At 46.7% G+C, this 19,973-nt stretch carries 13 protein-coding genes; 7 read left to right on the top strand and 6 right to left on the bottom strand.

What is annotated here, in order from left to right; all coding sequences use genetic code 11:
* Nucleotides 1-52: 52 nt before the first annotated feature.
* Together BACSA_RS08140 and BACSA_RS08135 are read left to right on the top strand one after the other, a co-directional pair.
* A complete protein-coding gene (locus tag BACSA_RS08140; protein ID WP_013617632.1) occupies nt 53-1,162 on the top strand; it encodes an SGNH/GDSL hydrolase family protein in 1,110 nt (369 codons plus the stop codon).
* Nucleotides 1,163-1,167: 5 nt separating this feature from the next.
* The gene (locus BACSA_RS08135) at nt 1,168-2,589 is read left to right on the top strand and encodes a sialate O-acetylesterase (RefSeq protein WP_041583942.1); all 1,422 of its coding nucleotides are present in this window, start codon (nt 1,168-1,170) and stop codon (nt 2,587-2,589) included.
* Between the two features lie 88 nt (nt 2,590-2,677).
* Here BACSA_RS08135 and BACSA_RS08130 read toward each other — a convergent pair whose 3' ends face one another.
* The 3 genes from BACSA_RS08130 to rsmA form a co-directional block, all read right to left on the bottom strand.
* Nucleotides 2,678-4,480 (bottom strand): DUF349 domain-containing protein, encoded by a 1,803-nt coding sequence (locus BACSA_RS08130; RefSeq protein ID WP_013617630.1) that lies wholly within the window; start codon nt 4,478-4,480, stop codon nt 2,678-2,680.
* A 123-nt stretch (nt 4,481-4,603) separates the two neighbouring features.
* Nucleotides 4,604-5,944, bottom strand: coding sequence for a magnesium transporter (gene mgtE / locus BACSA_RS08125; RefSeq protein ID WP_013617629.1), 1,341 nt, complete (start codon nt 5,942-5,944; stop codon nt 4,604-4,606).
* Nucleotides 5,945-6,090: 146 nt separating this feature from the next.
* A complete protein-coding gene (gene rsmA, locus BACSA_RS08120) occupies nt 6,091-6,882 on the bottom strand; it encodes a 16S rRNA (adenine(1518)-N(6)/adenine(1519)-N(6))-dimethyltransferase RsmA (RefSeq protein ID WP_013617628.1) in 792 nt (263 codons plus the stop codon).
* Nucleotides 6,883-7,006: 124 nt separating this feature from the next.
* On the opposite strand from rsmA, the gene BACSA_RS08115 reads away from it, so the two are divergent.
* Both BACSA_RS08115 and BACSA_RS08110 read left to right on the top strand, forming a co-directional pair.
* Nucleotides 7,007-8,008, top strand: a complete 1,002-nt coding sequence (locus BACSA_RS08115) for a lysylphosphatidylglycerol synthase transmembrane domain-containing protein (RefSeq protein ID WP_013617627.1) — start codon at nt 7,007-7,009, stop codon at nt 8,006-8,008.
* 6 nt (nt 8,009-8,014) lie between these two features.
* Entirely contained in the window at nt 8,015-9,472 is a 1,458-nt protein-coding gene (locus tag BACSA_RS08110) for an aminoacyl-histidine dipeptidase (RefSeq protein ID WP_013617626.1), read from the top strand.
* Nucleotides 9,473-9,920: 448 nt separating this feature from the next.
* Here the strand turns inward: BACSA_RS08110 and BACSA_RS08105 are convergent, their stop codons facing one another.
* On the bottom strand, nt 9,921-10,880 hold the full coding sequence (locus tag BACSA_RS08105; protein ID WP_013617624.1) for a fimbrillin family protein: 960 nt from the start codon (nt 10,878-10,880) through the stop codon (nt 9,921-9,923).
* 119 nt (nt 10,881-10,999) lie between these two features.
* On the opposite strand from BACSA_RS08105, the gene BACSA_RS08100 reads away from it, so the two are divergent.
* Nucleotides 11,000-12,157, top strand: coding sequence for a glycosyltransferase (locus tag BACSA_RS08100; protein WP_013617623.1), 1,158 nt, complete (start codon nt 11,000-11,002; stop codon nt 12,155-12,157).
* Nucleotides 12,158-12,286: 129 nt separating this feature from the next.
* Here BACSA_RS08100 and BACSA_RS08095 read toward each other — a convergent pair whose 3' ends face one another.
* Nucleotides 12,287-14,485 (bottom strand): DUF5686 family protein, encoded by a 2,199-nt coding sequence (locus BACSA_RS08095; protein WP_013617622.1) that lies wholly within the window; start codon nt 14,483-14,485, stop codon nt 12,287-12,289.
* Between the two features lie 119 nt (nt 14,486-14,604).
* On the opposite strand from BACSA_RS08095, the gene BACSA_RS08090 reads away from it, so the two are divergent.
* On the top strand, nt 14,605-15,306 hold the full coding sequence (locus BACSA_RS08090) for a Crp/Fnr family transcriptional regulator (RefSeq protein WP_013617621.1): 702 nt from the start codon (nt 14,605-14,607) through the stop codon (nt 15,304-15,306).
* 114 nt (nt 15,307-15,420) lie between these two features.
* On the opposite strand, the gene BACSA_RS08085 is transcribed toward BACSA_RS08090, so the two are convergent.
* Nucleotides 15,421-18,399, bottom strand: coding sequence for a PEP/pyruvate-binding domain-containing protein (locus BACSA_RS08085; protein ID WP_013617620.1), 2,979 nt, complete (start codon nt 18,397-18,399; stop codon nt 15,421-15,423).
* 231 nt (nt 18,400-18,630) lie between these two features.
* On the opposite strand from BACSA_RS08085, the gene gdhA reads away from it, so the two are divergent.
* Nucleotides 18,631-19,968 (top strand): NADP-specific glutamate dehydrogenase, encoded by a 1,338-nt coding sequence (gene gdhA / locus BACSA_RS08080; RefSeq protein ID WP_013617619.1) that lies wholly within the window; start codon nt 18,631-18,633, stop codon nt 19,966-19,968.
* The last annotated feature ends 5 nt before the right edge of the window (nt 19,969-19,973 follow it).

Below are 19,973 nucleotides of genomic sequence, written 5' to 3'. Positions count from 1 at the left end.
ATTAGCGTGTGTGATTAATCTTCGTTATTTTTGCAAAAACACTTGTTAGATTATGAAAACGCATAAGAAAACTATGTATCGTTTAGGTTTGCTACTAGTAGCCTGGTTCACTTGTACTTCTGTTTTTGCCGGCTTGCAAGATGCAGGGCGCGTATTTATTCCTGCCGATGACGCACGTATTGTCTATATGGGACGCATCAGCCACCGCATTCCGCAGGCGGTTACGTTTACTTATCCGGGCGTAAGCATCTATGCCGATTTCGAGGGCACTTCGTTGCAGATGAAGGCAAAGCCGGGGAGCGGCGATTTTATGGTGGAGATAGACGACCACCTGCCTTACCGCATCAGCTTTACGAAGAACGATTCGATACTGACCCTTGCCGAAGGGCTTCCGGCAGGCATACACCGGGCGCGTATCATGTATGTATTGGAAGGATATGAACTGAAACCGGTCTTCAAGGGATTTTATTTGGATGAAGGATGCAGTCTTGCCGAAGCTCCGAAACTGCCCGAGCGGCGCATCGAGTTTATCGGCAATTCCATTACATGCGGCTATGGGGTGGAGTCGGACGACCGGAACGACCCTTTCACTTACGAAACGGAAAATCATTTCTATACGTATGCGGCACGTACGGCGCGTGCACTGAATGCCCAGCACTTGGTGGTGGCACGTTCGGGTATCGGCATTTACCGCAATTTCGGAGCGCCGGTATCGGGCAGCAAGGATTGCCTGCCTGCGATGTATGAGCAGGTGATGTTTACCGACCCTACCGAATTGTGGAACCATAGCTTGTACACGCCCGATGTGGTCTGCGTTAATTTGGGTACGAATGATACCGGTGACGGGAAATATGATTTCGGTTTGCTTGTGGAGGCTTATCGGAAATTCACCGCTCATCTGCGCACGGTTTATCCGAAGGCAAAATTGGTCTTGCTGACCGGTTCGATGTTGAATGGAAAGTCATTAGAAGACGTGAAGAAGGCGTTGGATATCGTTCAGGCGGAACGGAAGCAAGCGGGAGATGCCGAGGTGTACCGTTTCGATATGTCTCCTCAAACAGGCTCGTTGGGATACGGTGCCAACTGGCATCCGTCGATGCGCCAGCAACAGAAAATGGCGAATGAGCTTACGTCTTATCTGAAGGAACTAATGAATTGGTAATAAATATGAGAAAAAGGATTGTAATGGCGTGTTTGCTGGCGGTTATGCAGGCAAGCGCATGGGCAAAAGTTACGTTGCCCGACATAATGAGTGACAACATGGTGCTTCAGCAACAGACCGAAGTGAAATTATGGGGAAAGGCAAATCCGAATACGGAAGTGAGTGTGCGGGTATCATGGAGTGACCGGGTATATACGGTAAAGAGCGACGCTTCGGGAAAGTGGCTGGCAAAGGTACAGACGCCTGCCGCTACATACGAGGCGCAAAGCATTACGTTCTCTGATGGCGAGGAGACCCAATTGCGTAACATTCTCATAGGCGAAGTATGGTTCTGCTCGGGGCAATCGAATATGGAGATGCCGCTGAACGGATTTTGGAACTGCCCGATAGAAGGGGCGAACGAAACCATCGCTACTGCATCGCAATGGAAAGGAATCCGTGTGGCTACGGTAGAGAAAAACGGCCAGCTGAAGCCTGTAGAGACTTGTAAAGGCAGCTGGAAGGTGAGCAATCCGGAGAATGCCCCGATGTTTAGTGCCACCGCATTCCATTTTGCCATGATGATGAACCGGGTGCTTGATGTGCCTATCGGCATTATCAATTGCAGTTGGGGAGGCACGACCGTAGAAGGCTGGCTTCCGGAAAGCATCGTAAAGAACTATCCTGATATCGACCTGAAACGCGACATCCGCAAGGAAGAACCGCATGACTGGTGGCACTACCTGAGTCCGGTCATTATGTACAACGGTATGCTGAAACCTTTGCAGAACTATACGATTAAGGGCTTTTTATGGTACCAGGGCGAATCGAACGTAGGGCATCCCGACTATGCAGAGCGTTTGAAGACGATGGTGGACTTGTGGCGCAGCGAGTGGGGACTGGGCGAATTGCCGTTTTATTTCGTGGAGATTGCCCCGTTTGGCTCGTATGAAGGTACAGGCAGTGCGCTCCTGCGTGAACAGCAGTTTAAGGCACAGTCAATCATATCGAATAGCGGTCTGATTTCCACTAATGATTTGGTAGAACCGTATGAGGCGAAGAATGTTCATCCGAAAAACAAGACGGATGTGGGAAAACGTCTTGCCTATATGGCGTTGGCGCGTACCTACGGAGTGAAGGGCATAAGGGAGACCAGCCCCTCTTATAAATCAATGGAGGTGAAAGACGGGAGTGTAATCCTTTCTTTCAATGACGCCGAGGACGGATTCAACCGGCTGAACGATATGGAAGGATTTGAAGTGGCAGGGAGCGATAAGGTATTTTATCCGGCTAAAGCGGAAGTGTATAACAATCTTCAGATAAAAGTGACGTGCGATAAAGTGCCTGATCCTGTAGCGGTGCGTTATTGTTTCCGCGATTTCCAGCCGGGCAATGTGGCAGGTACGCGTGAATTGCCCTTGTTCCCGTTCCGTACGGATAACTGGTGAGTATGAATGTGCCAATGTGGCAATGTGCTAATTTATTCTCACATTAGCACATTGCCACATTATTTATTAGCACATTAAAAATAGTCAATCAGGCTTCTTTCAGCTTTTCGTCAATGGCTGCGATTTTCTTCAGTACCAACTCCATGTCTCCTTTAAGGCGTTCAATCTTACGGGTAACTTCGGCTACCAGCGTATTGCCCTTCTTCGATGCGGAAGAAAGGAAGCCCAAGTTGTTCTCGTAGGTTTGGATGTCACTTTTCAGATTCTCGTAGGTGCGTACTAATTTTTCCCGGTCGCGGTATAAACTATCGCCTTTACTTAAACCTGACTTGAAATCGCTCAATTTCCGTTCTGTAGCAGACAGATTTAGCTTGTCGAATAATTTGTCTACCCATTTATGGAATTCATTGTATAAGCGGTCTTTCTCCTTGAACGGTACATGACCGATGCTGTTCCATTCTTTGATTAAGGCACGTGTTTGTTCGGTCGTGTTATTATCTGTAACCCCTGAAGCGTCTAATGCAATCAATTGCTTGATAATTTCTTCTTTTTTTGCCATGTTTTCTGCTTCTACCGAACGTTGTGAAGAAGTGGCTTTGTTCTTTTGGGCAAAGAAATAGTCGCATGCGCCGATGAAGCGTTTCCATACGGCATCCGAATGTTTTTTTGCCACCGGACCGATGGTTTTCCATTCCTTTTGCAGTTGGGTCAGGATCTCGGCGGTCTGTTTCCAATCGGTGCTGTCTTTCAGTGCCTCTGCCTTTTCGCACAGCGCTTTCTTCTTCTCCAGGTTCTCAGCCATGTTTTCCTTGATTTGCTTAAAGAAAACAGCTTTCCGTTTAAAGAATTCATCACATGCGGCGCGGAACCGTTCGAATATCTTGACGTTCATTTTTTGAGGGGCATAGCCAATGGTTTTCCATTTAGCTTGCAGGGCGAGGATTTCTTGTGTTTTGTTGTCCCAGTCGGCAAATGTCTTCAAGCTGTCATAGTCCATTGATTCTGCAATTTCGCAAATAACGGTTTTTTGGTCAAGGTTGTTTTGCTCCTTTTCTTTCAGTATTTCGAAATGCTGTTGATGGCGGCGGTTTACGGCTGTAGACGCAGCTTTGAAGCGTGCCCAGATGCTTTCGCGCAAGTCTTTGGCAACAGGACCGATGCTTCTGAATTCCTGATGCAGTTTTTGCAATTGGTGGAAAGCGGATACTACATCAGGTTCTTCTGCCAGTTTTTCGGCAGCTTCGCACAGATGAGTTTTTTGCTCCAGGTTTTTCTTGAAATCGTATTCGCGGAATTCGTTGTTCAGTTTTACCATATCATAGAATTTCTCGGTGTAAAGCTGATACGACTTCCAGAGTTCATTCACCTTGTTTGCAGGCACTTGTTTGATTTCATTCCATTCTTGCTGGAGTTGTTTGAACTCGTTGTAAATCTTGCTGGTGTCTTCCGTTGTCTCGGTTAACGCTTTCATTTTATCCAGAATGGCAAGCTTTTTCTGCAAGTTTTCTTCTTTTTCCTGTTCCTGCTCGGCTGCCATTATGCTTCGCTTTTCTTTGATGGAACTCATGATTTCCTTGAACCTCGTTTCCCATGGATCGGGAGCAGGGACGAAATCATCCGGATTTCCGCCTTCATCCATAAAGGCTTTACGCGCTGCTTCTTGTTCGGCTTTATGCAGTTTGTAAAAAGTTTGTTTTAAATAATCGATTTCTTGTTTGTCTGCATTGCAGGCATCTTTGTTGATTTCTGTTAAACGTTCGATTACTTCTTCCTGGGTTTGCTTCGGGGCATACGCAGGTTTTTCGGTTTGTTCAACAGTAGGAACCGAAGTTTCCGCAGGGTTTTCTGCCGGAACTTCAGTTAGCGGGCGGTTTGTTTCGTTTACTTCCATCGTATGTAGATTTTAAAGAATGTCTTGCTTGTTTATTCTATAATTACAAATTAAAAGAATAAAATCGGTTTTTCATATCTTTTTTGCTAATTTTTTTCAATATGCCCTTATTTTTATTCAAACTTATGCCAATAATACGGTAATTCCCATGTACATCAGCATGCCGATGATGTCGTTGGTAATCGAGATAAACGGTCCGGTAGCGATTGCCGGATCGATTTTCAGCTTTTCAAGCGTCATCGGGACAAGGGTGCCGAAAATAGAAGCGAACATCACTACGGCAAACAGGCTGATGGAAACCGAATAGCTGACAGTGGCGTCTGCACCAAAGCGGATGAAGTTGTAAATATAGACCAGCATGGAAATGATGGTGGCATTGATAAGCGCTACGACGGATTCTTTTAACACTTGCTTCCATGTATTTTCGGCATCGAGCGAACTGTTGGCAAGCCCTTGTACGACCAATGCGGACGACTGGGTCCCGACATTTCCTCCCGTACCGCCGATAAGCGGAATGTAGAGTGCCATTTCGGGATGTGCGGCAAAGGTCGTGTCGAAGTTACCTAAAATCATGGAGTTGCCGATGCCTCCCAGCATGCCTATCAGGAGCCAGGGCAGGCGGGCGGTGGTCTGGCGGAAGATGTTATCGTGCGATTCTACGTCTTGCGACAAACCGGAAGCCAATTGGTAATCGCGCTCTGCCTGTTCGCGCACTTCGTCCATGACGTCATCGACCGTAATCCGTCCTACCAGCCTTCCGATACTGTCTACGACGGGAAGCGCCACCAAGTCGTATTTTTCAATGACTTGCACCACTTCGTCCAATGGGGTGTCGACATGCACCGATATCGGGTCTTTCTTCATCACGTGCTTCACCTTCGATACCGAGGGGCTGGTAATCATTTTCTTCAATGGGAATACGCCCCGAAGCCGTTCATCGTCATCTACCACATATACATAATAGATTTCGTCCATATCCTCTGCCTGGATGCGCATTTCGCGCAGGCATTCGGGCATGCTCAGGTTTTCGTTGACGATGACCATTTCGGTACCCATCAGACCGCCGGCGGTGTCTTCGTCATATTTCAGCAGGTCAACGATGTCGCCAGCCTGTTCGATGTCTTCGATGTGCGAGAGGACTTCCTCTTGCTTGTCTTCATCCATGTCACGGATAATGTCAACCGCATCGTCCGAATCCATGTAGTCCACGAACCGCTTGGCGATGGTTTCCGAAGGCAGAAGGTCGAGGAAGCGCTTGCGGGCATCCTCGTCCATCTCAATCAATACATCGGCGGCTTTCTCGTTATCCAATAACAAGTAGATAGAACGCGCCTCTTCCGCATCCAGTTCGTTGCATAGCTCGGCAATGTCGGCTGGGTGCAGGTCGTTCAGCATCTCTTTCAGCTTGTCCGATTCCTTGTTTTCTATCAGTTCGGATACTTTCTTTATTTCTTCGCTTTCCATACCTTATTATATATGGGTGTTTTTTTAGTTTTTGAGTTCTTAAGTTTATGTCCGGATTTGTAATCCGAACCGTTTGCCGGTGATGCGGATTATAATCCGGCGTACAAGAATTCGGCGTGACAAACGAATTTTTTAATTATTAATTGTTAATTGTCAATTGAAATCGCTTCTTCTACCCGGTTGGTCAGGCTGATAAAATCTTGTACCGAAAGTTGTTCAGGGCGTTTGTCGAACAGGGCATCGGCACTGAGCGGGTGGCTTTTGTCCAAAATCGTGGAGATGGAATTGCGCAAAGTCTTTCTCCGCTGGTTGAACGTAGTCTTCACGATTTGCTTGAATAGCTTTTCGTTGCATCCCAAATCAGTCGTGTCATTCCGTGTCATGCGGATGACGGCACTCTTTACTTTGGGAGGCGGATTGAAGACATGTTCATGAACCGTGAACAGGTATTCCACCTTGTACCATGCCTGAATGAGTATGCTCAGTATGCCATACGTTTTGCTTCCCGGAGCGGCGGCAATGCGTTCAGCCACTTCTTTCTGTATCATGCCCGTACAGCAGGGGATGAGGTCTTTGTAGTCCAGCATCTTGAAAAAGATTTGGCTGGAGATGTTATACGGATAGTTGCCGGTCAGCACGAAAGGCTTTCCTCCGAACAGTCCGGAAAGGTCCATTTTCAGGAAATCTTTTTCGATAATGTTGTCTCCTAGTTGTGCAAAGTTTTCACGAAGGTAAGCCACTGACTCGAAGTCAAGTTCCACCACTTTCAGCTGCCTTCCTTTGGGAATGAGGAACTGGGTCAATACGCCCATGCCGGGACCCACTTCCAATATCGGCAAGTCCGGACAGGTGTCTACTGTGTCGGCAATGTCTTGTGCAACCTGTAAATCTTTCAAAAAATGCTGTCCTAAGAACTTTTTGGGCTTGACTAATTTCATTCTATGTGTATTTTCTTTGTGAATAACTTTTTTTATCCGGGCAAGATATTATCTTTGCACCTTGCAAAGGTAAGCATTAATCTTTAATATTACATGAAATTTGAATCTTTAATACTATATAAATTTGGAACGAACTGATATAAAAAAATGGATAAATAAAGTCTTTCAGATTACTTTACCTTTGATTTTGGGGGCAGCTATTCTGGTTTGGACGTACCATGGATTTGATTTCGGGCAGGTACGTCAGGTTTTGACAGAGGGAATGGACTACGGTTGGATGTCGTTTTCGTTGGTCTTCGGCGTATTGGCACATCTTTTCCGTGGGTGGAGATGGAATTTGGCTTTATATCCGTTAGGCGAATATCCCAAGGCTTCGAACAGTGTATATGCCATTTTTGTGTCATACGCGGCGAATTTGGTGGTTCCGCGTATCGGCGAAGTCTCCCGGTGCGGCATCTTGTCGAAGTTTGATAACGTGTCTTTTTCGAAATCATTGGGTACGGTTGTGTCCGAACGGTTAATCGATTCGGTATGTGTCTTGTTGATAACCGGTGTGACCTTGGTGTTGCAGTCCGGCATCTTTGCCCGTTTCTTTCGGATAACAGGTACCGACGGGGCTTTTTTCCTGCATTTGTTCACTTCGACCAACTTCTACATCACCGTGGCTTGTATCGTGGCTGCATTGGTGTTCTTGGTATGGATGATTCGGAATCTGGCTGTCTTTGCCCGGGTAAAGGGATTGATACAAAACATGTGGATAGGGTGCATGTCTATCCGTAAGGTGCACCGTCCCTGGCTCTATATCGTGTATACGGCAGCCATTTGGGCATGTTATTTCCTGCATTTTTACCTTACGTTTTACAGCTTCGCTTTTTCCGCTTCTTTGGGCTGGATGGCAGGGCTGGTGCTCTTCGTGGTAGGGAGCATTGCCGTAATCGTCCCTACGCCCAACGGCGCCGGCCCGTGGCATTTTGCGGTCATTACGATGATGATGATGTATGGCGTAAGCAAGGAAGACGCCGGAATATTTGCGCTTTTGGTGCACGGGATTCAAACCTTTTTATTAATTTTGTTAGGCATATATGGACTGGTGGCTTTGCCGCTTACAAATAAACATAAAAATTAAAAACGTATGAATGACATTCTTTCGCTTGCTCCACAGAATGTGTGGAAGCATTTTTATTCGTTGACACAAGTACCTCGTCCGTCCGGACATTTGGAAAAAGTTCAGGCATTCTTGTTGGAGTTTGGCAAGAGTGTAGGGGTAGAAGCTTTCCAAGACGAAGTGGGAAACATTATCTATCGCAAGCCTGCTACTCCGGGCATGGAAAACCGGAAGACCGTTATCCTGCAGGCGCACATGGATATGGTGCCTCAAAAGAATAAGGACGTAGAGCATGATTTCGAGACTGATCCTATCCAGCCGGTAGCAGACGGCGGATGGGTACGTGCCCAAGGCACGACGCTGGGTGCCGATGACGGCATGGGGGTGGCGGCTATCATGGCGGTTATGGAAGACAAGACCTTGAAGCACGGTCCGCTGGTAGCATTGATTACGGCAGATGAGGAAACGGGCATGTACGGCGCGTTCGGTTTGAAACCCGGAACGATTGACGGCGATATCCTCTTGAATCTAGATTCGGAAGAAGAAGGCGAGCTGTATATCGGATGTGCCGGAGGCGAAGACCTGACCGCTACCTTGGAATACAAAGAAGAAGAAACCGACCCGGCGGACGTGGCATTGAAAGTGACGTTGAAGGGCTTACGCGGCGGACATTCGGGCATTCAGATAGGCTGGGGACATGCCAATGCCAATAAGCTCATGGCGCGTTTCCTGAATCAGGTCATCGCCTATGATGAGGCTTGCCTCGTTTCGTGGGAAGGCGGAAACATGCGCAATGCCATTCCACGCGAATGTGAGGCGGTCATTACGGTTCCCGAAGAGGAAGTAGGCGATGTGCTGGCATACGTGGGCGAGTGCGAACAGGTATGGCGCGAAGAATACGAAACCATCGAAGAGGGCTTGAGCTTTAAGGCAGAACGTGTGGAACTGCCCAAGTACATGGTGCCCGAGGAAATCCGCGATAATCTGGTAGACGCTATCTATGCCTGCCCCAACGGTGTGGAACGCTATATCCCCACGATTCCCGACACGGTGGAAACCTCTTCCAACCTGGCTATTGTTGACATCAAAGGCGGAAAGGCATCTGTCAAGATTCTGACCCGCAGTGCGCGTGAGTCGATGAAAGACTACCGCAATACGGCGCTCGAAAGCTGCTTCTCCATGGCGGGGATGCACGTAGAGCGTTCGGGCGGTTATTCGGGCTGGGAACCCAATGTCAATTCGCCTATCCTCCATGCCATGAAGGAAGCCTATCAGGCACAGTTCGGCGAGGTTCCTGAAGTGAAGGTGATTCACGCCGGGCTGGAATGCGGCATCATCGGAGCGGTCATCCCAGGCTTGGATATGATTTCCTTCGGTCCCACGCTGGTAGGTCCGCATACGCCCGACGAGAAATGCGAAATAGCTTCCGTGGCGAAGTTCTACGACTTCCTGACGGCTACGCTTGCCAATACGCCGGAGAAGTAATGAATAATTGATAACGTGAAGTGCCTTAAAATGAGATTCAGCTTTCATTTTAAGGCACTTTTCGTGGTTTATACAAGATGAAAATAAAAGCTTATCTTTGTCTCCGAAAACGGAAGGGTAACCCCTTTTCATGGAAAAACGGCCACAGGGTTAACCCTGTGCATGAATAGTAATAATATGAGTCAGCTTATACTGCGAATAAGCAAAAAGCAGTCAATCTTTTCTACAATGCTATGCTAAGTTTTATATTCCGGCTGGCGGAATGTATATTCCACGGGCTGGAACGTACATTCCATGGGCTGGAATATACGTTCCAGCCCGTGGAATATAAAATATGGAATGCTTCTCGGATAAACGGAATAGGCATATCCTGCGTTATCGGATATGAAAAAAACAAAGTTTGCCTCTGTCATTCCGTGAGGCAAGCCTTGTTTTTTTGTCTTTTTTATTACTCTTGCACGGTTCCTTCGATGGTGATATTTTCATCTTCGACTGTTCCGTCGTTCCATTTGGATATTTCGTATCCTTCTACAATCAGTTCTCCGTCGCTTACGTGAATCTGGTATTTGTAGTTGTAGCCTCCTGCGAATGTATGGCTTATGAGACTGGTTCCGGCGGTGAAAGTAACGCCTTCGCGAGTATAACTGATGTTGAAGTCTAAGGGGATTTCTGTGTCCGACGGATTCAGCAAAACGGCAAGCTGGATGCCGGTTCCGTCTGTTATCTCTTTCCCTTCGTCATACGTGGCGTTCCATTCGTTTTTCTCTTCGTTACTTTCCGGCTTGAACATTTCTCCGGTGCCTTCTTCCGTAAAGCGGTATGCGTAATTGGTGAAGCGTCCTTCTCCGGTAATGCTTGCCGAGGTCAGTAAGGTAGTTGCTTCCTCGCTATCGGTCAATGTGATTTGCAATAAGCTGTATGCATGCTTGAAAGCATTGCTCCCGGTAAAGCTTACGACTCCGGCTGCCGTAGAGAAGTTGCATGTCTTTGATGCGGAAAGGAAGTCGTATGCTCCTAACTCTGCCGGTTCGCCCGATTGGCCGGTTAAGTCTGGCATGGGGATGTTGCTGCGTGTTGCGCTTTCCTGATACGGATAGAAGGCGCAAAAGGTAAGGTCGTCTGTCAGATTGGGCCATGTCAGGGTTGTTTCTGATACCCATTTGCCGGTATTGTAGGTAAATCGGGTGGGAGCGGCTTCTTCTGGCATGAAGAAGCCGATTTCATCATTGGGGTCAAAGGTGGTTTCTCCGCTTGTTTGTGCCGTTGTACGGCTTTCCGGTTGGTCGGAAATGCTGGCTTGAATCCGGATTCCGGTGTTCTCTACTGTTCCCTGTTCGGAAATTTGTTCTTGCTGGCATGCAGCCAGAAGCATCAATAAGGCGATGCCTGATACGTACTGATTTTTCATGTTGATGTAATTAATATATGATTGTTAAAGTATATTCTTATCAACGCAAAATCGCTTGGTTGTATAACATATTTTCTGTCTTTTCTTTATTTTTGCATCGTTTTTAATGCGACAAAGACATGATGACGATAGACTTTGCTTCTGTTCCGGCTTTATGGACAGGCGTATGCGGTATCTTTTTTCTGATACAATTGGTATATATAGGAGGTGTGTACAACAGGTTGCATTTGCATTTCCGGCGGGGAAAAGAAACGGAACCGCTTGATTTACCTCCTGTTTCCGTAATTATTGTGACGAAAGATTCGGGGGAAGCGCTGAATGAGAATTTGCCTGCAGTCTTGGAGCAAGATTATCCGCAATTTGAGGTGATTGTCGTCAATGACAAGTCGGCTGGTGAAGACGAACTTATTTTAACGCGTTTGGCGGGGCGTTACACGAACCTTTACCATACGTTTATTCCTGAAACGGCACGGTATGTGAGCCGGAAAAAACTGGGCATAGCCATGGGTATCCGTGCCAGCCGCTATGACTGGATTGTAGTGGCCAGTCCGTTTGGCTGTCCGGTCAGCCCGAATTGGTTAAAAAGTTTAGCCCGTGAGATGACGCCCGAAACCGATATAGTGTTAGGGTATAGCAATTATTCCTCCAAGAAAGGGTATTTTGCCCGGCGCATTACCGTTGATTCTTTTTTCCGTTCGTTGCGCTATCTTTGCATGGCGCTTGCCGGCCGTCCGTATATGGGGATTGGCAATAATCTGGCTTACCGGAAAAGGATATATCTGGAGCATAAGGGCTTTTCCGACCATTTGCAATTGCAGCGAGGGGAAGACGACTTGTTTATCAATGCCGTGGCGAACCGCTTGAATACACGGGTGGCACGCGGTGCGGAAAGTATTGTGCGCTTGCCTGTGCCGGCATCGAAACGGGTGTGGAAAGAAGAAATGCTGAATGCGATGGTTACAGGGCATTATTACCGTGGAATCGCTCCTTTTCTGAATGCGTTGGAGACTTGGACATGCGGTTTGTTTCATTTGAGTTTTCTGGTGGCTTTAGTAGTTAGTATTTTATCGCATGAATGGGTACTGGCGGCTATTGTCATCTTTTTCGGCATGGTGCGTTTTCTGGCCGTGATGCATTTCTTTTACCATACGGCATGGGATTTGAAAGAGAAATTCGGATGTTTCCTTCCTTTTTTTGATTTGTTCCGTCCTGTATGGAGCTTGGTGCGTCGCATTCAATACTTGTTTTGCAAGAAGAACGATTTCTTGCGCAAATAAAAGCAATTGATGTTTCACCACAGAGGGCACGGAGAGGCGTACAGAGCCTTTAAGATTTTCCCTTTGTCCGCCGGATTATAAATCAGCGTGACAGAGGTGAATCCTCATTATATGGGCTGATTATGAGGGTTATCGGTTGAATAGCTCGAAGGTGAATTTGCATCCTACTGATGTGAATTTCCCTGTTTCGTTTCCGATAAATATGCCGAAATCGAATATGTGTGTGCCTACTCCATAGCCTAATTCGAAGTATGGATTTAAGTGGGGCATGAATAGGATGCCGGCATAAATCCGTTCTTTCTGGATAAAAGACAAGAGCCTGCTTACAGGGTATAATAACAGGAAGGGGGTTTCGTACGTCATGTTTCCCCGGAAATAATGGCGCGAGGCGTTGTACCAGCGCGAGTCCAGCATTTGGAAGGTTCCTCCGATGTCATCGTTCCAGCCCTGCGGAAGATTGCGGTTGGCGAAGTTTACATAATCCACGAAGTACATTTCGTCTTGGTTGGTAAAGAATCCTCCTCCGATGTGGTAGGCAAGGGTATTCAGGTCGCGTATTTGTATTTTTTGTTCGGCGGATACTTCCAGGCGTTCGTATTTGTTCGAATAGTCCAATACCTTGATTCCTTGTTCGTAATCGATGACAAATGTCGGGAAGCGCGAGCCGATGTTGACTTTACGGTTTCCGTTCATGTAATAATACATTCCCGGTGTCCATTCGATGCGCAGGCGGGGGGCGAAACTGTTGTATTTGAGCTGCACGCGCTTTGCCACTTCTTCCGTGCCGTGTACGGCATGGCGCCAGTGCATGGCTATACCGGTCCATACTGTCAGTCCGTTTACGATTTCAATATTGTGGGAAACGTTCAGGTACACGTCCTTGAAGTAATCCAATTGTAATTCGTCGAAACTGAATGCGCTATCGGGAAGTGCCTGCAGCTGGTCGAGTACGACACTGCTGTATATCCGGTTTCCGTTTCCGACGCTTAAATAAATGGCTCCGTGCTTTTTGGGGTTGTACACGTATTCCCCGTCCAGTTTTGCATAAAATTCTTTTTTTGTGAAGTTGTAACCTATTTGGGGGACAAGGCGCAGCAGCTTGCCGCTATGGAACAACTTGTTGTATTTAAATTCTTGGCGGTAGGAGATTCCGTTCCGGTGGCTGTAGCTTATCAATAGGGGATTGATCAGCGGGGAACATGAAATGTTTCCCACTTTGTTCATGTCTAAGTTATAGCTGCGGATAAGTGCGTCTCCCATTTGGCCTAACATCACCAGATTTTTCTTGAATTTGGTAGGCTCGGCTTTCAATGTGTCTTCGGGACCGATTTTCCGCCGTTCGTCGTATGCCCGGTATAAGCTGTCTTCCGCATCGGTCAAAGGGAGCGGACGGATGCGTGCGAACGAGTCCCGGTTGTGCATCAGCCGGGTTGTATCGCAGGTTAAGGTGTAGGAATTGGATAAATTATAGTGCTTTTTCTCTTTTAGGAGCCATTTCTCAGGGTTTTCATTCTTGTCCCGGAATTGGATATCTGTATACTTGAACCAGCCGGTATAATTCATTTCCAGGTTATTCCGCAAGAAATTGAATATCACGTCCAGATTCAGCATACGGGGCAAATACTTTGTTTCTTCGGTATTTCCCATATACATGGTCACATGAAATCGGATTAAATCGTATTTTCCACTGAATTCCATATACCGGATGGTCCAGTCGTTGGATGAAATCCAGCAGGAACCTTCTAATAATTGTGTACTTTGATAGCGTGGAATGATATTCAGCTTGTATATGGCTCCGTCTTTTTGATAGTCTATCGAATCGAGCAGATAATAATAATGTATGCTTGACTGTTCGTTGAACGGAGACAAGACTTTGTTTTCCATGATGGAAGGGGCGTACAGGTTGAATTTCAGGAAATCGAGGATATCGAAGAAACGGCTTTCTCCTCCGGGAAAAGTGGTTGCCATCGACCTTACTTTGCGGTCGTAGATGGAAGGGGCGGTATAGTGGAGTTCATTAATCGATTCGTGTATATACTGGTTTACGCCTTTCTCGAAACGGAACATGGAAGGGATGTATTTGATGATGCGGTTTTGCTTATGGATTTGCAGGAGCCCTTTTAAATACAGGTCGGCTTTATATTCCTTGACTTCTGTAGCATATAGCGTAGATGCATGGAAGATGTGGGTCAGGATAGAGTCCGGTACGTATGACTTGCGGGACAAGGAAGTTTGAGAAACACCCCTGCACGGAAAGACGGCGGATAATAGCAGGATTATCAGTCCGATACCGAATGTCCGAATGTATGCATGTCCTGTTTTTGCCATAGCAAAGGCAAAGATATAATAAATTCCTGCGTTTGCATGACATTTTTTAATGTTTAAAGTAAAGATTTTCATTTTTTTCTTACTATCTTTGTGCTCCATAACATGGTTTTATAGCACTTATGGTAAAAAAGGAATTAACAGAAGCCGAGATTGCCGAAAGCATCCCCGATTTGTGGCAACCTCTTACCGAAACGCAACGGGCGTACCTTGCACAGAATTTTACGATACAGAAGTATAAGAAGAATGAAATCATTTATTGTGAGGGGGAAACTCCTCAGTATCTGATGTGTCTGCTGAGCGGGAAAGTGAAAATCTACAAGGACGGTGTGGGCGGACGGGGCCAGATTATCCGTGTCGTAAAGAATAAGGAGTATTTTGCTTATCGTGCCTACTTTGCCGAAGAGAATTTTGTGACGGCTGCTGCGGCATTCGAGCCTTGTACGATGTGTCTGGTCCCTATGCCCGTCGTGATGGAATTGGTAAGGGCGAATGCGGATCTTGCCATGTTTTTTATTCGTCAGTTATCAAAGGATTTGGGCATATCAGATGCGCGTACGGTGAATTTGACTCAAAAACACATACGGGGACGTCTGGCTGAATCGCTTTTGTTTTTAAAAGATACGTATGGGTTGGAAGAAGACCAATGTACGCTCAGCATTTACCTTTCGCGTGAAGACCTTGCCAATTTGTCGAATATGACTACGTCAAATGCCATCCGTACTTTATCGAATTTTGCCGCGGAGAAGCTAATCATCATAGACGGGCGCAAGATAAAGATTGTGGATGAGGAAAAGCTGAAGAAAATCAGTAAAATCGGATAAAGGAAGTCATCTGTATGGATATGCGGATGCATATAGGTACGGAAAGAAATGCACTTAGGTTCAAGGACTGATGAACCTAAGTGCATTTCTTTGTGGGGCAGCATGAAGCTGCGCTTATTCCGTTTCTTGGGAATCCGGTTCAGGCAATTCTACCACTCCCAGTTTCTTTTTCCCGTTCATTTTGACCGTAAGCGGCTTGTCGAAATGTACCCAGCGGATGAATTTTGTTTCTTCTTTTGCGGGCATGCCGTTCAATAGGGTTTCGTTGAAGATGCCGTCTCCGCAATAGGTGTTGATGGTGAAATAGCCAACTCCGAATGAAGTCAGGTTCTGGAAAAAATGGGTGCCTTGGCTGGGGTCTACCCGATAGTTGGTCAAACCTGCTTCCACAATCACACGGGCCGCTGATATATTGGGCCATTTCACAGGGATTCCCAGCCAGGTGTCGCTGCTTCCCCATCTGCCCGGACCTACCAGAACGTAGTGTTTCCCTTCGTCCAGAAAACGCTTGTTCAGCTTCTCTATGTCGTAGGCGATTAGTTGGTTGTTCGATGCGGAATAGCCTTCGGTCTTTACGTAGATTACGTCCTGAATATCATCCATAATGCCTTGACCCAGTGCGTTTTCACTTTTTAACAGCAATTGTTCTTCGGGTATTGTTTCCAGGTCTTCTTCCAAGTCGGCCTTCAGGTCTACCATCGGTCGGATTTGCAGAAGATAGAAAGTGCCTCGTTTCTCTTTTGCATCCAAGTTGACCGCAAACTCGATTTCTACCGGACGGCGCATTTCGCCTTGCCCGTATTTCTGTACCAGCTGGAGGATGCGTGCCAATGGGAATACATCATGCTGAAGGATGTTGGCAAAAGTAATGACTTTTCGTCCTCCCGGGTAAATGCCGTCGCGGATAACCATATCATAAGGGTCGTAAGTGGATGCGATGTAATTCAACGAGCCGTCCGCTTCGGCATCTTTTACCGAAAGTTTCAACAGGTTGAATCCGTCATCAAGAGAGAAGTTGTGTCCTAAGTTTTTTAGGTCGAGGGCATAAAAGCGGGTTTGCGTTTCCCGCAATGCCATTTCCATTTCGCTGGTCTGCAACACTTTGTCGGGGTGATAAGGGCAAACGCGCAAGGTCAGTCCTCCGTCTACGATATATTTGCCCAATCCCAGTGCCAGGCTGACCGTCCCTTCTTCGGCAAGCTCGTCGTTTATCGGATAATAATTGACCGAACGCGCCACGCCTGATATGGAAGGATAATACCGGTCGCCATACCGGGTTCCTACAACTTCCTGAAGGATGACCGCCATTTTCTCTTCGTCAATCACATTGCTGGTCGCTTGCATATAGGCTTTGCTGTCTTTATAGAAGACTGACGCATAGACGCCTTTTATCGCGTCGCTCAGCATTCGGAGACGTTCGTATTTGTCTTCCATATACGGAATCATATAGGTGGAATAGATTCCGGCAAACGGTTGGTAATGAGAATCTTCTAATAAGCTGGACGAACGGATGGCAATAGGGGCTTTTACGACATCGAAGAAGGCGAAGAAATCCTCTACCAAGCTATCGGGAAGCTTGGCGCGGAGGAAAGCACGTAAAATGGTCTCGTCATCGGCTTCACTCAACGCAATCTGATACAGTTGGTTGGTTTCCATAAACTCGTCGAAGATATCGGTACAAAGCACGACGGTTTTCGGAATTTCGATAACGGCATTCTCGAACTCTTCGAATTGAGGGTGGCGCTTAATCATGTTGTCAATGAAAGCCAGTCCTCTTCCTTTGCCTCCCAGCGAACCGTCTCCGATGCGGGCAAAATGCGAATAAAGGTCGAACCGGTCCCGTTGGAAGACGGCTACGACACCTTGATTCTTCATCTTGCGGTATTTTACGATGGCTTCGAAGATGATTTGGCGGTGCGCGTCAAGGTCTTGCAATGATTCCCATGTTATCTGTTTCAAGAACTCGGCAACGGGGAATATGGCGCGTGAATAGAGCCAGCGCGACATGTGGTTCCGGCTTATGTGGTACAGGAGCGAATCGGCTGGAATCGTAAAAATGGCATTCTGCAAATCTTTCAGGTTATGCACGCGTGCCACTTCTTCTTTGGTCTTAGGGTTGCGGAATACAAAATCGCCGAACCCGAAATGTTCGGAAACCGCCTGGCGCAATTCGCGGCTCATTGTTTTCGAATTCTTATCAATGAACTGGGCGTGTACGTTTTGGGCAAACTCTCGGTTAGATAGTTCGGCGGATTGTAATATTAAAGGTATGTAAGGGCTTTCGCTCCGCACTACGGTCAAGAAGCGTATGCCTGCTTGCGGGTCGATTTTCCCTTCACGGGGGAAACGGGCGTCGGATACAATGCCCAATATATTGTTCTTATACTTATTATATAGGTCGAGTGCTTCTTCGTACGTACGTGCCAATACGATTTTAGGGCGGCCGCGCATACGCAAGGTGCGCTGGTGTTCGTTCAGCGCTTCGGTGGCGAACTCTTGGCTCTGGCGCAATACGAATTTATACAGGTTGGGCAATACGGAAGAATAAAACCGGATGGAGTCTTCTACTAAAAGAATCATTTGCACGCCCACTTCTTTGATGTCGTGCTCCAGATTCATTTTGTCTTCTATCAGTTTGATGATGGAAACCAGCAAGTCTGTATTTCCTAACCAGCAAAATACATATTCGAAGATACTCAGGTCTTCGTGTTCCATGCGTTCGCGTATGCCGTGCGAAAAAGGTGTCAGCACTACCAGAGGGATGCGGGGGTATTTTTCTTTGATTTGGCGCGCGATGTCGAATGTATCGCTATTGTCCGTGCCGGGCATGCAGATAACCAGTTCGAAACGGGTGTTTCCCAATTGTTTCCATGCGTCTTCCTCGGTAGATACCTGCGTAAAGCGGGGCGGGTAGCGGAGGCTTAGGCTCATGTACTCGATAAAAATTTTTTCATCAATGCGCCCGTCGTCTTCCAGCATGAATGCATCGTAGGGATTTGCCACAAGCAGTACGTTGAAGATACGCTTCGTCATTAGGTTGACGAATTGCGTGTCTTTGAAATAGAGTTGGTTTAATTTTAACTTATTGAGCATGGTATTCGGATTTACGCTTTTATTTATCAAACAAATTTCGGCATTTCTCTTGATTTATGCAACTAATTGGGTAATAAACTTTACTTTGTATTATGGGCATGCTTTTGGCTGTTTAACTTTTTATTACTTATTGGCTGCAAATTTCCAGGAAAATGTTTGGGAGGTTCGTTAAAAAGCTTACCTTTGCAATTGAAAACATTTCATTTTGTCAGACCTTAAATATAAGTAGTCATGAACATCAATCAAATTATGTCATCGCTGGAAGCCAAGCATCCGGGTGAACTTGAGTATTTGCAAGCCGTAAAAGAAGTGCTGCTTTCTATTGAAGATATTTACAATCAGCATCCTGAATTTGAAAAGGTTTCATTGATTGAGCGTCTGGTAGAGCCCGACCGCATCATTACGTTCCGTGTGCCTTGGGTAGACGATAAGGGCAAGGTACAGGTGAATTTAGGTTACCGGGTACAATTCAACAATGCCATAGGTCCGTATAAAGGCGGCATCCGTTTCCATGCTTCGGTTAACTTGTCTATCTTGAAGTTCTTGGGATTTGAGCAAACATTCAAGAATGCGCTGACTACTTTGCCGATGGGAGGCGCGAAAGGCGGTTCCGACTTTTCTCCGCGTGGAAAGAGCGAGGCGGAAATCATGCGCTTTTGCCAGGCGTTCATGCTGGAACTATATCATCATTTAGGTCCGGATATGGATGTGCCTGCCGGTGATATCGGTGTAGGCGGACGTGAAGTGGGCTATATGTTTGGCATGTATAAGAAGCTGACCCATGAGTTTACGGGCACATTTACAGGCAAAGGACTCGAATATGGAGGTTCTTTGATTCGTCCCGAAGCTACAGGTTTTGGCGGTTTGTATTTCGTAAAACACATGCTTGACAAGAAAGGCATTGATATTAAAGGGAAGACGATAGCTGTGTCCGGATTCGGAAATGTCGCATGGGGAGCCGTGACGAAAGCCAACCAGTTGGGCGCGAAAGTCGTGACATTGTCAGGTCCTGACGGATATATTTACGATCCGGATGGCGTATCCGGAGAGAAGATTGATTATATGCTGGAACTCCGTGCTTCGGGCAACGATGTGGTGGCTCCGTATGCAGAAAAATATCCAAACGCAACTTTCTATCCGGGACGCCGTCCGTGGGAGGTAAAAGTCGATATTGCGCTTCCTTGTGCTACTCAAAATGAATTAAATGGCGAAGATGCTTGCAATTTAATAAAAAATTCCGTACTTTGCGTCGGTGAAATTTCCAACATGGGATGTACACCCGAAGCAATCGATGCATTTATCGAAAATAAGGTGATGTATGCGCCGGGTAAAGCCGTGAATGCGGGCGGTGTAGCTACTTCAGGACTTGAAATGAGCCAGAACGCAATGCATATCAGTTGGACGGCACAAGAAGTGGATGATAAGCTGCATCAGATTATGCACAACATTCATGAGCAATGCGTGAAATACGGTACGGAACCTGACGGCTATATTAATTATGTAAAAGGAGCGAACATTGCCGGATTCATGAAAGTGGCTCATTCCATGATGGCGCAAGGCATTGTATAAGAGGG

Source organism: Phocaeicola salanitronis DSM 18170, from assembly GCF_000190575.1.
GTDB lineage: Bacteria > Bacteroidota > Bacteroidia > Bacteroidales > Bacteroidaceae > Phocaeicola > Phocaeicola salanitronis.
Note: the sequence above shows the minus strand (reverse complement) of the source record. Positions and strands in the feature narration are given on the sequence as shown.

Excerpts from the sequence above, each read along its gene's own strand:
- BACSA_RS08140 (WP_013617632.1), top strand. The coding sequence starts at position 53 with ATGAAAACGCATAAGAAAACTATGTATCGTTTAGGTTTGCTACTAGTA.
- BACSA_RS08135 (WP_041583942.1), top strand. The coding sequence starts at position 1,168 with ATGAGAAAAAGGATTGTAATGGCGTGTTTGCTGGCGGTTATGCAGGCA.
- BACSA_RS08130 (WP_013617630.1), bottom strand. The coding sequence starts at position 4,480 with ATGGAAGTAAACGAAACAAACCGCCCGCTAACTGAAGTTCCGGCAGAA.
- mgtE (WP_013617629.1), bottom strand. The coding sequence starts at position 5,944 with ATGGAAAGCGAAGAAATAAAGAAAGTATCCGAACTGATAGAAAACAAG.
- rsmA (WP_013617628.1), bottom strand. The coding sequence starts at position 6,882 with ATGAAATTAGTCAAGCCCAAAAAGTTCTTAGGACAGCATTTTTTGAAA.
- BACSA_RS08110 (WP_013617626.1), top strand. The coding sequence starts at position 8,015 with ATGAATGACATTCTTTCGCTTGCTCCACAGAATGTGTGGAAGCATTTT.
- BACSA_RS08105 (WP_013617624.1), bottom strand. The coding sequence starts at position 10,880 with ATGAAAAATCAGTACGTATCAGGCATCGCCTTATTGATGCTTCTGGCT.
- BACSA_RS08100 (WP_013617623.1), top strand. The coding sequence starts at position 11,000 with ATGATGACGATAGACTTTGCTTCTGTTCCGGCTTTATGGACAGGCGTA.
- BACSA_RS08095 (WP_013617622.1), bottom strand. The coding sequence starts at position 14,485 with ATGGCAAAAACAGGACATGCATACATTCGGACATTCGGTATCGGACTG.
- BACSA_RS08090 (WP_013617621.1), top strand. The coding sequence starts at position 14,605 with ATGGTAAAAAAGGAATTAACAGAAGCCGAGATTGCCGAAAGCATCCCC.
- BACSA_RS08085 (WP_013617620.1), bottom strand. The coding sequence starts at position 18,399 with ATGCTCAATAAGTTAAAATTAAACCAACTCTATTTCAAAGACACGCAA.
- gdhA (WP_013617619.1), top strand. The coding sequence starts at position 18,631 with ATGAACATCAATCAAATTATGTCATCGCTGGAAGCCAAGCATCCGGGT.